The 12,494-nt window shown below is 69.6% G+C and carries 12 protein-coding genes; 4 read left to right on the top strand and 8 right to left on the bottom strand.

Annotated features, from left to right (window positions below):
- Positions 1 to 32: 32 nt before the first annotated feature.
- Both OG741_RS18205 and OG741_RS18200 read right to left on the bottom strand, forming a co-directional pair.
- Positions 33 to 611: a Uma2 family endonuclease gene (locus OG741_RS18205; RefSeq protein WP_405599153.1), complete on the bottom strand. Its 579-nt coding sequence runs from the start codon at positions 609 to 611 to the stop codon at positions 33 to 35.
- Between the two features lie 92 nt (positions 612 to 703).
- Positions 704 to 1,219, bottom strand: a complete 516-nt coding sequence (locus OG741_RS18200) for a MarR family winged helix-turn-helix transcriptional regulator (protein ID WP_405599152.1) — start codon at positions 1,217 to 1,219, stop codon at positions 704 to 706.
- A gap of 25 nt (positions 1,220 to 1,244) precedes the next feature.
- Here OG741_RS18200 and OG741_RS18195 point away from each other — a divergent pair, with 25 nt between their 5' ends.
- Together OG741_RS18195 and OG741_RS18190 are read left to right on the top strand one after the other, a co-directional pair.
- Positions 1,245 to 1,748, top strand: a complete 504-nt coding sequence (locus OG741_RS18195; RefSeq protein ID WP_405599151.1) for a carboxymuconolactone decarboxylase family protein — start codon at positions 1,245 to 1,247, stop codon at positions 1,746 to 1,748.
- Between the two features lie 264 nt (positions 1,749 to 2,012).
- Entirely contained in the window at positions 2,013 to 2,477 is a 465-nt protein-coding gene (locus tag OG741_RS18190) for a hypothetical protein (protein WP_405599149.1), read from the top strand.
- A 112-nt stretch (positions 2,478 to 2,589) separates the two neighbouring features.
- Here OG741_RS18190 and OG741_RS18185 read toward each other — a convergent pair whose 3' ends face one another.
- On the bottom strand, positions 2,590 to 3,318 hold the full coding sequence (locus OG741_RS18185) for a GDSL-type esterase/lipase family protein (RefSeq protein ID WP_405599148.1): 729 nt from the start codon (positions 3,316 to 3,318) through the stop codon (positions 2,590 to 2,592).
- A 99-nt stretch (positions 3,319 to 3,417) separates the two neighbouring features.
- Between OG741_RS18185 and OG741_RS18180 the strand changes: the two genes are divergently transcribed.
- Positions 3,418 to 4,407, top strand: coding sequence for a WD40 repeat domain-containing protein (locus OG741_RS18180; protein ID WP_405599146.1), 990 nt, complete (start codon positions 3,418 to 3,420; stop codon positions 4,405 to 4,407).
- Between the two features lie 52 nt (positions 4,408 to 4,459).
- Here the strand turns inward: OG741_RS18180 and OG741_RS18175 are convergent, their stop codons facing one another.
- Positions 4,460 to 6,214: a protein kinase domain-containing protein gene (locus OG741_RS18175; RefSeq protein ID WP_405599144.1), complete on the bottom strand. Its 1,755-nt coding sequence runs from the start codon at positions 6,212 to 6,214 to the stop codon at positions 4,460 to 4,462.
- 419 nt (positions 6,215 to 6,633) lie between these two features.
- On the opposite strand from OG741_RS18175, the gene OG741_RS18170 reads away from it, so the two are divergent.
- Positions 6,634 to 8,568 carry an FHA domain-containing protein gene (locus OG741_RS18170; RefSeq protein WP_405599142.1) on the top strand — a complete coding sequence of 645 codons (1,935 nt, stop codon included), beginning with the start codon at positions 6,634 to 6,636 and terminating at the stop codon, positions 8,566 to 8,568.
- Positions 8,569 to 8,626: 58 nt separating this feature from the next.
- Here OG741_RS18170 and OG741_RS18165 read toward each other — a convergent pair whose 3' ends face one another.
- The 4 genes from OG741_RS18165 to OG741_RS18150 all read right to left on the bottom strand — a co-directional run bounded on the left by OG741_RS18165 (position 8,627) and on the right by OG741_RS18150 (position 12,474).
- Positions 8,627 to 9,016 (bottom strand): PPOX class F420-dependent oxidoreductase, encoded by a 390-nt coding sequence (locus OG741_RS18165; RefSeq protein ID WP_405599139.1) that lies wholly within the window; start codon positions 9,014 to 9,016, stop codon positions 8,627 to 8,629.
- A gap of 183 nt (positions 9,017 to 9,199) precedes the next feature.
- On the bottom strand, positions 9,200 to 10,462 hold the full coding sequence (locus OG741_RS18160; RefSeq protein WP_405599138.1) for a serine hydrolase domain-containing protein: 1,263 nt from the start codon (positions 10,460 to 10,462) through the stop codon (positions 9,200 to 9,202).
- Between the two features lie 116 nt (positions 10,463 to 10,578).
- A complete protein-coding gene (serC, locus tag OG741_RS18155) occupies positions 10,579 to 11,697 on the bottom strand; it encodes a phosphoserine transaminase (protein ID WP_405599136.1) in 1,119 nt (372 codons plus the stop codon).
- A gap of 99 nt (positions 11,698 to 11,796) precedes the next feature.
- Positions 11,797 to 12,474, bottom strand: a complete 678-nt coding sequence (locus tag OG741_RS18150; RefSeq protein WP_405599133.1) for a GTP-binding protein — start codon at positions 12,472 to 12,474, stop codon at positions 11,797 to 11,799.
- Positions 12,475 to 12,494 lie beyond the last annotated feature (20 nt).

The raw sequence follows: 12,494 nt of genomic DNA, 5'->3' as shown, positions 1-12,494 counted from the left end.
CCTTGGAGCGCGCTCCAGGCAAGTGCGCGAGGTCAGTCGCGGGGGAACTCGTCGGTGGAGAGGGTGAGCCCGAGGGGGGTGTGGGTGAGGTCGACGTCCGTGCCGAAGGCAACGGTTGTCTCGCTTGCGTACTCGCCGCCCTTGGGCTGGCTATAGACGTGGCACCTGCCTTGGTAGGGGTCGGCGATCAGATAGACGGGGACCTCGGCGGTGGCGTACGCGGCCAGCTTCGGCCCGTAGTCGTTGGCACCGGTGCTCTTGGAGATGACCTCCGCCACGAACTGGACATCCTCGTATCGCCACTTGCCCGACACGGTCTTGACCGCACCCTCGGCCAGCAAGGTCACGTCCGTCGCGAACCCGTTGAGATAGCCGGGGTAGTCGATGCGGACGTCGGACTTCAGGCGCTTCCTCGGGTACTTGGACCGCAGCTGTTCGATCATGTCCAGGATGATCTCCCAGTGAGTGTCCCGTTGCGGCGACATGTAGATGGCCCCCTCGACGATCTCGGCCTTGTAGCCCTCGGGGACTGACATCTGCTCGAACATCTCGTCCAAGATCTGCTCGTTGATGTTGTCGGCCATCGTGATCCTGTCGTCAAGAACTTTCACCGTGGCACTCCTCCCCACCGCTGCGTAGTTGCATGCAGTCGCCTCGTACAACGATACGCACGGTGATCACGTCACACCGTGGCGATAACTCGTCACGCGCCGCCGAACCACCCCGCCGCGTCCAGCCGGAACGCGTCCGCCGGGACGACCGTACGCAGCGTCTCCTCGATCTCGCGCACGCGCCCCGCGCCGACCGCGCCCGCCCACTCCGCCCGCAGTTCGTCGAAGATCACCGCCGAGCGGGTCAGTGCGTCGATGCCGTGCGCGGTGAGGCGGACGAGCTTGCGGCGGGCGTCGGACGGGTCGTCCGTGCGTTCCGCGTAGCCGAGGGTGACGAGGCGGTCGACCGTTTTGCCCGCGGCCTGTTTGGAGACCCCGAGGCGCCGCCCGATCTCGCTGGCCGTCGCGCCGCCCGCGCCGATCGCCTGCATCGCGAAGCCGTACGCGGGGCGGACGTCCGGGTGGCCCTGCTGGGCCAGTTCGGCGTGGAGGCGGTCGATGAGGGAGCGGAAACCGGCGAACAGGAGCAGGGGCAGCTCGTAACCAGGCGTGTCGCCAAGACCGTTGCGTGATTCGACAACCTGGTTTACCTTCTTATCGTCAACCATGTTGTCGATTGTAGGAGGCTCTCGCATGTTCACCGAACACACCCTGGAATCGGCACCGCCCGCGTCGCGTCGCGCCATGGAGTCCACGATCAAGCATCTGGGGCACCTGCCACCCGCCGTCGCGCGGCTTGCCTCCTCGCCGCAGTTGCTGGACGGCTTCCTGAAGCTCAGCGCGATGTTCGAGCAGGCGACCCTGGATCCGGTCGCCCGCGAGGTGGTCATCATGGTGGTCGCGACGCGGAACGAGTGCCATGTGTGCGTCGAGATGCACACCGGCAAGCTCCGGGCGCTGGGCGCGGACGAGGAGTTGATCGCCGCGCTGCGCGAGCGGAAGCCGGTGGGCGACGAACGGCTCGAAGCGGTGCGGCAGTTCACGCTGGAGGCGCTGCGTACGGCGGGCGGCGTGGGTGACGAGGAGCTGAAGGCGTTCTTCACGCACGGCTATACCGAGCAGAACGCGCTGGAGGTGGTCATGGGCATCGGCACGTACACGATGTCGACGCTGGCCAACCGACTCACCCGGGCGTAGGGCGCGTCGGGGCACCCGGGGGTGGGTGCCCCGGCGGGCAATCTTGTAAGGGCAGTTGGCGGGCGCGGGGTGCGGATCGGCTCCGCGCATGTGAAGTCCGGAACTGGCCGGTGCGCGGCGAAGCTTGCGGAATCCTCCTTGCCCTTTTGAGGTGTCCATGCCGCAATGGCAGTGTCACTGACTGCCCGTCAGGAGCCGAGCCGCGGACCGGACGTGGTGGCCGGTGGCGCCAACCCGTAACCCCCACACGAAGGCGGGATCCCCATGAAGTACGGCACATTCACCACAGGCGCGTTACTGGGCGGAGCTGTCGCCGCAGGCGTGCTCGTCATGGCACCCATCGCCACCGCCGTGACACCGGAGACGGCCACCCTCTCCTTCGACTGCGGTTCCTTCGGCTCCGGCACGGCGACGCTCACGGCCACTCAGGACGGCACGGCCGCGACCATCAGCGTGTCGACCTCGGCCATCAAGTCTCCCCTGGCCATCTCGGCGAACTCGGTAAAGTCGACCCTCAACCTCACCAAGAACGGCTCCGGCACGGCGACGTTCGCCGGCAACTCCAACCCGGCCATCCCTGCCGGGGGCGATGTGTCGACCGGCCCGCTGACCGGGACAGTCGCCGCGGGCGACAGCCTGGAGGGGAAGTCGCTGACGGTAGTCGTCTTCGGCATCACGGTGACGTGCAACGCCACGTCCGCGCAGACCCCGGGCCCGTTCGTGTTCTGACCGCCGTCAGGCTGCATGGGGTGGCGTCCCGCGCGCGGGACGCCACCCCGATCACCCGGCGGAACTTCCCAGCGGGCCCGAACCTCGGCGCTGCGGTTCGGTGCCGGAGTTGCTACACGAGAGGGTGCTGGTGGGCGGCGCCCGGCTCTGACGGCCCCGCCGTGACGCCGTACGGCCCGCCCAGCCCCCACGCCTGGTGCATCGTGTCCGCGAACGCCGCCGCCAGTTTGTGTTCGCCCGTCGGGCCCGGGTGCGTCCCGTCGTACGTGTCCGTGTCGAGGGCGTACGACTGCGGCGGCGACGCCAGCAGGACCGGCGAGGAGGCCGTGTCGAGGTCGGCGACCGCCTTGGCCAGGAGTTCGTTGAAGCGGTCGCACTCCGCCGCGAAAGGGGCGTCGGAGCGGGCCCGTATGTTGGGGATGACCGGCAGCAGGACCATCCGTACACGGGGATTGGCCGCGCGGGCCTCGGTCATGAACCGGCGGGCGTTCAGGGCGGTTTGGGTGCTGTCCGTGTAGAAGCCGAGGTCTATCAGGCCGAGCGACACCAGCAGGATGTCCACCCGCTGCGTGGCGACCGCCTCGCGGATCACCGGGGCCATGTGGAGCCAGCCCTCGCCCCAGCCGGACAGATGGCGGCGGGCTTCGGCCGGGAAGGCCGGGTCGGCGTAGGTGTGGGAGACCGGTGCGTTCGCCGCCGTGTCGTAGAGCTCGGTCCGGGGTCCGACGATCTCGTACGGGCCCTCGAAGGTCGTGGCAAGGTGCTGCCACATCCGGTAGCGCCACGTGTAGTCGCCGGCGCGTCCGATGGTCATGGAGTCGCCGACGAACATGAAACGCATGGGGGTCATCATGTCCGATCAAGCCCCGCACCTGCGATGTGAGGCTGACCACGGCCGCCGGTCCGGAGGCATCAGGGACGAGGTGGCAGGCTGGGGGGCATGCGTTCGCTTCCGTACGTCACCGGGGCCGCCGGAGCCGTTGCCGCGTCCCTCGCGGTCCTGGTGCTCGCCGCCGTCCCCGCCTCCGCCGACGACGACTCCGGGTTCACGATCAAGGACCCGCGCATCACGGAGTCCAGCGGGCTCGCGGCCAGCCGGGCGCACCCCGGGGTGTACTGGACGCACAACGACCAGGACGAGCCGCGCGTCTTCGCCGTCGATTCCAGAACCGGCGAGACCGTCGCGACGATCACCCTCAGCGGGGTCGGGAAGCCCCGTGACATGGAGGCCGTCTCGGTCGGCCCGGACGGGAAGGTCTACGTCGGGGACATCGGCGACAACCTCAACGGCAGCTGGGACCACGTCTGGATCTACGCGTTCCCCGAGCCGAAGGCCCTCAAGGACATGACCGTGCGGGCGACGCAGTACACCGTCAAGTACGAGGACGGGGCGCGGAACGCCGAGGCGCTGATGGTGCATCCCACGACCGGGCGGGTCTATATCGCGTCGAAGAACGAGGACGGCGGCGGGCTGTACGAGGGGCCCGCCAAGCTCACCTCCTCGGGCACGAACACCTTCCGGCGGATCGGCGAGGTGCCCTGGGTGACCGACGGGGCCTTCTCGCCCGACGGCAGGGAACTGGTGCTGCGCTCCTACTTCAGCGCGCGCGGATACGAGTGGAAAGGCGGCCGCCTCGGCCCCGACCACCGCGTGAAGGCGCCCCTCCAGGGGCAGGCCGAGTCGGTGACGTACACCCTCGACGGCAAGGCGCTGATGTTCGGCTCGGAGGGCGAGCAGAGCGACGTTCAGCGGGTCGCCCTCGGGAAGGAGTCCTCGCCGGACGGGGGCGGCAAGTCTCCCTCCGAGAGCGGGAGTTCGGGCGACGGGGGCGACAGCGGCGGGACCGGGAACTTCACGTACGGGCTGATCGCTCTCGCCGGTGGCACGGCGCTCTTTCTCGGGTTCAAGCGGCTGCTGCGGCGGGACTAGGCGGGCTTAGGGGGCCCTTGTCGGACTTGTAGAGGCGAACTCGGCGATCCCTTTAACCACCGCACGTGATCGAGAAGGGAACCGTGTTGGACGTCGCCTTGAAGGGCCGGCGGATCTCCACGCCGATCTCGCTGTTCAGCGTCCCGGCCTTCGACCACGTCGTCAGGCGCACCGTGTCGTGGCCCGTACCCACTCCCGCCTGTCCGATCGACAGGATGCGCCAGTGCGGATCGACCACTGAACCGTCCTTGGACACCCAGCGGTAGGAGATCTGAGACGGCTCCGTCACGGTGAATGTCGCCGTGAACGTGGGCGCCTGATTGCCCGGCGGCGGGCAGGCGCCCGCATATGTGGTGTTCGAGCCCGTCACCGAAACCCGTACAGCCGCCGCGGGCGACGGGTTCTGGGCCCCCTGCGACGACGCGATACCCCCGGCGGGAGTCCGGTCGGCGTTCTTGTCGGTGTCCTCGTGGCGGTTGACCAGCGCGTAAACCAACCCGGCCACGAGCAGTGCGCACACGGCCGCGCCTGCCACCACCACGGGCGCGCGCCGCTTGCGCCGGGGGCCGGAGGGCACAGGAGGGGGCATGGTGGCGGGAGTTGTGGCGTGGCCGGTGCCTGCGACATGGGGAGCCACCGGCGCGGCGACGGGCACGGGCGTCGTGACATGGGTGGTGCGGGGCTCGGGGGACGCGGCGGGCGCAGCGACGGGCGTGGGCGTCGTGACGTGGGTGGTGTGGGGCTCGGGGGACGCGGCGGGCGGTGTGATGGGCGCTGCCGTCGTGGTGGGTTCGAGCGGCGCGACGTCGATCGTCTCGGGCTCGGGGGTGGTCGAGGGGTCCGGGGCTGCGACGGTTGTCGTCGAGGCCGTGTCGAGGTGCGATGGCTGTATCGCGGGGCCCGGGGCGATCGTCGGCGCGTCGGCGGTCTCCGACGTGGTGGTGTCGTCGACGGGCGACGTGACTGCCTCGCCGATGTTCCGCAGGGCCACGGCGACTTGCTCGGCGGGGGTCCGTTCGGTGGGCTCCTTGCGCAGGAGTCCTTCGATGACGGGAGCGAGAGGCCCGGCCCGGCGCGGGGCAGGGAGTTCTGCGTCGACGACGGCGCGCAGGGTGCTCAGCGCCGAGTCCTGCCGGAACGGGGACGTGCCCTCGACGGCCGCGTACAGCATCACACCGAGGGACCACAGGTCCGACTCGGGGCCGGAGCCGCGGCCCAGCGCCCGCTCCGGCGGCAGGTATTCGGGGGAGCCGACGAGCTCGCCGGTCATGGTCAGCGCCGATGTGCCTTCGACCATCGCGATGCCGAAGTCGCTGAGCACCACCCGTCCGTCGTCGGCGAGCATCACATTGGCCGGCTTCACGTCCCGGTGTTCGACCCCGACGGCATGGGCGGCGCGCAGCGCGGTCAGCACCTCGGCACCGATGCGCGCGGCGCGCTGCGGGGTGATCGGCCCCTCGGAGTTCAGCAGATCGGCCAGTGACCGGCCACGGATCAGTTCCATCACGATCCAGGGGCGCTCGTCGTCCATGGCCACGTCATGGACGGTCACCACGTTGCGGTCGGCTATCCGTGCCGCCGCCCACGCCTCCCGCTCCATTCGGCTGTACATCCGCGTGATGTCGGCGGCGCGCAGACCGACCGGGGCGCGCACCTCCTTGACAGCGACTTCCCGCTGCAGTTTCTCGTCGCGAGCGCGCCACACGGTTCCCATGCCGCCCTCGCCGAGACGGGACAGCAGGCGATAGCGGCCTGCGACCAGCCGTCTTTCGTCCGACTTCTCCGGCGTGGATTCCTCGTTGTACATCGGGGCGATTCTCCCTCTCCTTGTGAAGCGGCTCGGCGGCGGTGCGCGGGCGTCGCTCTTCAGGATCGCTCATGCGGCGGCCGACCGGGGCTCGCCGCGAGGCGGGGCGGTTCGCTCTCACCATCCAGGCAGAATCTTCGAGAGCCGTTGCGAACACCGCTTACGGACTGGGGCTTTCGGTTCGACGCGGTGCCGGGGGGAGCCTAACCCGTAGACTTTGTGGTACGCGCCCGAGGGCGGCCTGGCGGCCGATGACCAGACCCTTTAGGCTCTTCGCGGTCCGGGACGAATGGTCGCGAAAGGTTGAATCAACCCCCCACGATGATGTGTTGGTGTCGTGCGCGTCGGCACCCGGGCCCCATTGGCCGTCCGGGGCGGGCCAGTTACCGGATATGGGCATCGTTCGCAAGGAGTGTGGAGTGCCATCGGTCATCGTAGGGCGCACGGGTCCCTTCACGGGGCAGAGCGTGGTTCTGGGCAGCGCCCCCCTCACCTTCGGGCGCAAGAGCGACAGCGGCGTGGTGATCGTGAGCGCCAACGCCTCCCGTCTGCACGCCGAGATCGTCGCGGAGGACGCCGGCTTCGTCCTCTACGACCGCGACAGCAGGAACGGCACGTACGTCAACGACCAGCGCGTCACACGGCATGTGCTGCGCCCGAACGACTGCATCCGGATCGGTGAGGAATCGTTCCTCTACGAAGCGCAGGACGCCATGGAGACGGTCATGGACCTCTCCCAACTCGACGTCCCGCGGGTCGGCGTCGCGGACCCCGGCATGCTGCGGGTGACGATCACCGGCGGTGGCCCGGTGGGTCTCGCCTTCGCGCTGTCGCTGGACGAGATGCTGCCCGGGCGGGTGGCGATCACCATCCACGACGGACGATGGATCAGGAACGACTCCGGGGTCGTCTGGAAGAGCGAGGCCCAGGGCAACGTCCGCCGCCAGCAGGTCGTGACCGTCCAGAGCCGGCAGTATCTCGCGCTGTCCCGGGAGGTGCAGTCGGCACTGTTCGACCAGGGTGCCTACTCGGAGATGTGGCCCGTCGGACCGGACTCCGTCGACGGCCGCCCTCCCCGTAACATCCGGATCGCCTACATCGAGGACCGGCTCCTGGAGCTGGCGAACAAGAGGGCGGCGATCCGGCTCGTACCGAAGCGCTTCGACCCGGAGGAGCAGCAGAAGCGCCTCTCCCAGGAACACATCCTGGTGATCTGCGAAGGCGGGCGCTCCCGCACCCGCGATCACTTCGCCGACCGTTTCGGCGGGGCCGACGCGTCGATCTACTCCCTCGACGGAGAGCACCTGCAGGATGTCGTGCTGGGGCTTCGGGTCAAGTCGAGGCTGTCGGACCCGATGAGTGTGCTGCTGACCGTGTCGCAGAACCGGTTCCTGCTCAACTCGCTGAGGGGCGAGGGCTTCTTGAACATGCGCCTCACCCGCGAGGAGGCCAAGAATGTCATCGGCATCGACCCGGTTCGCCAGGTCTTCGAGGAGTGCATCGCCGCACGTCCCTGCCTGATGAGCCGTGAAGAGGACAACGAGTTCCGCTGCCCCACGCACGGGACGCTCTTCCTGCCCGCCCTGCTGCGCAGCTCGCCGCTGTGGAAGGAGATCCGGCAGGGCCTGAACCTGTTCGGCGTGGCCGAGGACGATCTGTCCGCGATCACGTCGTTCCGGCTGGACATGGTGCAGCGTCCGAGGTTCACGGCTCAGCTCAGCCGCCCGACCGCGACGAGCCCGGGCACATACGGCCTCCTTCTGGGCGACGCGGCCAACGCCATCCACTTCTGGCCCGGTCGAGGCCTCAACAGCGGCCTCGCCTCCGCCACTTCCCTCGCCCGCACGCTCAGTCGCTCCTGGCGGGGAAAACCGCTGCGCGACGCCGACTTCATCCGGCACGAAGCGGCCATGTCCATGCTGCAGTACCGGCACAAGAGCCGGGCCTGGAACGCCATGGTGACCACCGACGAACAGGGCGTCACCCGCGCCATCAAGGACATCATCGCCCGCAGCGCGGAATCGGGGCACGGGTCCGCCGGGTCCGGCCCGGCCTCGCGGCGGCCCGACCTCGACGAGCTGCTGGACCGCATGCTCGCGATCCGCGAGCGTCTCGGGTCCCGGGTGCCCGGAATGCCCACGGACGAGGAACTGCGCTCCCACCTGGCCACGATCGCGCCCGCCACCCTCCGCGTCCTTCAGGAGAGCGGCGCCTGGGACACCTTGATCGTCGGCGGGGAGGAGGCCGACATCGACCTCTTCTACCAGTCTGACTCGCCTGTCTACATCCCGCGTCCTGCCGACCCCCGCAGCGCCGCGCCGGCGGCCGGCGTCCCGCGGGAATCCCTGTCCTGAACCCGTACGACGAGGGGAGGGACAGACGCACGTCGGTCCTCCCGCTCACTGAGCACCTTTAGAGCGCGCGCACCTCGTAGTGCAGCGTCTTGTCCCGCATCACCTTGTGCGCGATCGGGACCAGGGCTCCGTGCATGAACGGGTGCTCGTGCAGCAGCATCTTCGACGCGTGCTTGCTCTCCTCGCTGCCCGGGTCGAGCAGCCGCACCCTGGCCTTGATCGCCGGCCCGGTCGGCTTGCCGCGCGCCGTGCAGGGCGCGAGCTCGATCTCCGGGTTGTTCCGCATCCGCTTGGCCTTGCCGGACGTGGCATAGGTGCGGACGTAGGCGTGGTCGCCGTCGACGACGATGCTGACGGGGGTACCGATGGGGGTGCCGTCCTGTTTGTAGCTGGTGAGCAGAACAGCCCACTGTTTTTCGAAGGGGATGAGCCCCGGGCTCGTACTCATACCTCCATGAATGCACGATCTGCGCGCCGCGTCACGTTCGGGGGGTTCTTTCCCCACCCCGCCCTTTCCCGTAACCGGGGGCGGAGCCCCCGCACGGGGTCCGGGGCGAAGCCCCGTCCGGGGTCTGGGGGCTTGCCTCCAGTTCGGGAAGGGGCGGGGTGGGGAACAAGCCCGCCGCAGGCGTCACCGACGCAGCAGCGCGCAGATGAAGTCCTCCTGGACCGACCGGAGTTCCGCCAGCAGCTCCGGCTTGTTGTCCTTGTTCACCTGCGTGGTGATCGAGAACGTCAGCGACCGCTCCCCGTCCGGCGTCGCCGCCATCAGCTGGGTGTAGCCGGGGAAGTTGCCCGTGTGGCCGTACACGACACCGCACCGCGTCGTGTAGCGGAAGATCGCCAGGCCGGTGGCGTTGACGCCCGGGCCCGCCGGTTCGGAGGCGCCGACGCGCCATTGCCGCTGCTGGTTGCGTGTCGGCTTCGAGATCAGGTCGCCGCCCGCGTAGGCGCGGATGAACTTGGTCAGGTCCCTCGGGGTGGAGACGATGCCGCCGGACGCCCAGACGCCGGACGCGCTGAGTACCGTACTGACGTCCTCCGGGGGGTTCGGCGGGTCGACCTCGTAGCCGTGCAGATAAGGCTCGGGGATGAGGAAGCCCTGCGGGAGGCTGGTGCTCCGCAGGCCGAGCGGGCGGTAGACGGTCCGCCGCAGCAGTTCCTCGTACCTGCGGCCGGTCACCGCCTCGGCCATGAGCGCCACGGCGATGTTGTCCGAGTTCGAGTACTGATACTGGGAGCCGGGAGGAAAGGCCAGCGGTTCGTCGGCGACGAAGTCGAGGAGGCGGCGGGAGTCGAAGTGGTGACGCGGGTCGGCGTTGAGGATCGCGAGGAAGTCCGCGTCCCTCGTGTAGTCCGGCAGGCCGCTGGTGTGGTTGAGCAGCTGCCGGAGCGTCACCGCGTGCCAGGCCTCGGGGAGCGCGGGCAGGCGCTCGCCGATCGTGTCGTCGAGGCCGAGCCGTCCGCGGTCGACCAGTTGCAGGGCGACGGCTCCACTGAAGGCCTTCGCCGTGCTGGCGATGCGCATGTGGTCGGTCGGCTGCGGCCGCCGGTGGGTGCCGAGCTCGGAGACCCCGGCCCGGTAGAGCTCCGTCTTGCCCCGGCGCTGCAGTACGGCGATGACTCCGGGCGGGCCGCCGGGCGCGCGGACCAGTTCCTCGATGCGTTCGCGCAGTGCGTCGTCGTGGCCGGCTGCGCCGGAATTCCCGGCCGCGGCGGGGGCGGACACCGGCCCGGCGAGGCAGCCGACAGCCAGCAGGACGGCGACGGGGAGTCGCCAGATACGGAAGCGGAAACGGGACACGGGTATTGCTCCTGACGGTGGTGACGGTGGCGGGTGCACACGAACCAGGATCAGGAGAGGAAGACGAGCCCGCGCGCTGCGGTGGTCCATCCGGCAGACAGCGCCCTCCGGTACGAAGGGAGGCAGGCCGGGAAACAGGGACGGGCCCGGCAGCGTCACGCCGCCGGGCCCGCCCCGTACACCTCCGTAGCGCTACAGCTCCAGCGCTACAGCTTCTCGATCACGTAGTCGATGCACGCCGTCAGCGCCTCGACGTCCGCCGGGTCGATCGCCGGGAACATCGCCACCCGCAGCTGGTTGCGGCCCAGCTTGCGGTACGGCTCCGTGTCGACGATGCCGTTCGCGCGCAGCGCCTTCGCGACGGCCGCAGCGTCGATGTCGTCCGTGAAGTCGATCGTGCCGATGACCTGCGAGCGCTTCGCCGGGTCGGCCACGAACGGGGTCGCGTACTTGGACGCCTCGGCCCATCCGTACAGCGTCCGCGAGCTCGTCGCCGTGCGGCCGACCGACCAGTCCAGGCCGCCCTGGCCGTTCAGCCACTTCAGCTGCTCGTTGAGCAGGAAGAGAGTCGCCAGAGCGGGTGTGTTGTACGTCTGGTTCTTCAGGGAGTTGTCGATCGCCGTCGGCAGGCTGAAGAACTCCGGCACATGGCGGCCCGAGCCGTGGATGCGCGCGGCCCGCTCCAGCGCGGCCGGGGAGAAGACGCCGATCCACAGGCCGCCGTCGGAGGCGAAGGACTTCTGCGGGGCGAAGTAGTAGACGTCCGTCTCGGCGATGTCGACGGGCAGGCCGCCCGCGCCGGACGTGGCGTCGACCAGGACGAGTGCGCCCTCGTCGGCGCCCTGCACGCGCTTGATGGGGGCCGCGACGCCGGTCGAGGTCTCGTTGTGGGTGAAGGCGTACACGTCGATGCCCGCCTCCGCCTCCGGGTCCGGGTGCGTGCCCGGGTCGGAGGTGATGACCGTCGGCTCGGCCAGCCACGGCGCGAGCTTCGCGGCCTTGGCGAACTTGGAGGAGAACTCGCCGAAGGACAGGTGCTGGGACTTGTTCTCGATCAGGCCGTGCGTCGCGATGTCCCAGAAAGCGGTCGAACCGCCGTTGCCCAGGATGACCTCGTAGCCCTCGGGGAGCCGGAAGAGGTCGCGTACGCCGTCGCGCACCGCGCCGACCAGGTTCTTCACCGGGGCCTGGCGGTGGGACGTGCCGAGGAGAGAGGTGCCGGTGGCGGCCAGGGCGTCCAGCGCCTCCGTACGCACCTTGGAGGGGCCCGCGCCGAAACGGCCGTCGGCGGGCTTGATGTCAGCGGGAATCTGGATCTCAGCCACGTTCCGGAGCGTATACCGGTCCCGGGCCGTGGTGGACACGCGGTCCGGCGGCTGAGACGGGCTCCCGGGCGCCTGACCTGCGCGTCGGGGGCCTGCGCGTCAGTCTTTCTCCCCCGGGGACAGCTCGTGCTCCCGTACGGACAGCTCGTGCAGATGCTCGACCAGCGCGAGTAGGACGAACTTGCTGGAGGAGTGGTCGCGGGCGTCGAACTCCACCAGCGGCACCTCCGCCCCCAGCGCCAATGCCTCGCGGATCTGCTCCTCGCTGTGCAGAGGCCCGCCGAAGTCGTTGACGGCGACGATGAAGGGCGTGCCGTGCTGCTCCAGGCGGTCCAGCGCGTACCAGGCGTCGGGCAGCGAGCGGGTGTCGACGAGGACGACCGCGCCGAGCGTTCCCTCGAAGAGGCGATCCCACAGAAAGCCGAAGCGTTCCTGGCCGGGCGCGCCGAAGAGGTACAGGATGCTGCGGTCGTCGATCGTGATGCGGCCGAAGTCGAAGGCGACGGTCGTGGAGCCCTTGGCGCGGACGCGGCGGGCGTCGTCGGGGGCGGGGCCGGTGCGACGGATGTCGTCGAGGCCGGGGCCGCCGGGGCGGGTGCCGGCGAGGCCCATGACCTCCTCCGTGTGCAGCGGACGGATCTCGCTGACGGAGCGGACCATCGTCGTCTTGCCGACCCCGTAACCGCCCACGACGACGATCTTCAGGGCGTTGACGGTCTTCCCGGCGCGCAGGGGTTGGAGCTGCGCCGGGGGGACCGACCGCGTGGCGGGGGTCATCGGTTCTGCGGGGTGCCGGT

Origin of the sequence: Streptomyces sp. NBC_01410 (assembly GCF_045040195.1) — a bacterium.
Taxonomy (GTDB): Bacteria; Actinomycetota; Actinomycetes; order Streptomycetales; family Streptomycetaceae; genus Streptomyces.
The sequence above is the reverse complement of the archived record's forward strand: the minus strand, read 5'-3'. Positions and strand labels throughout refer to the sequence as shown.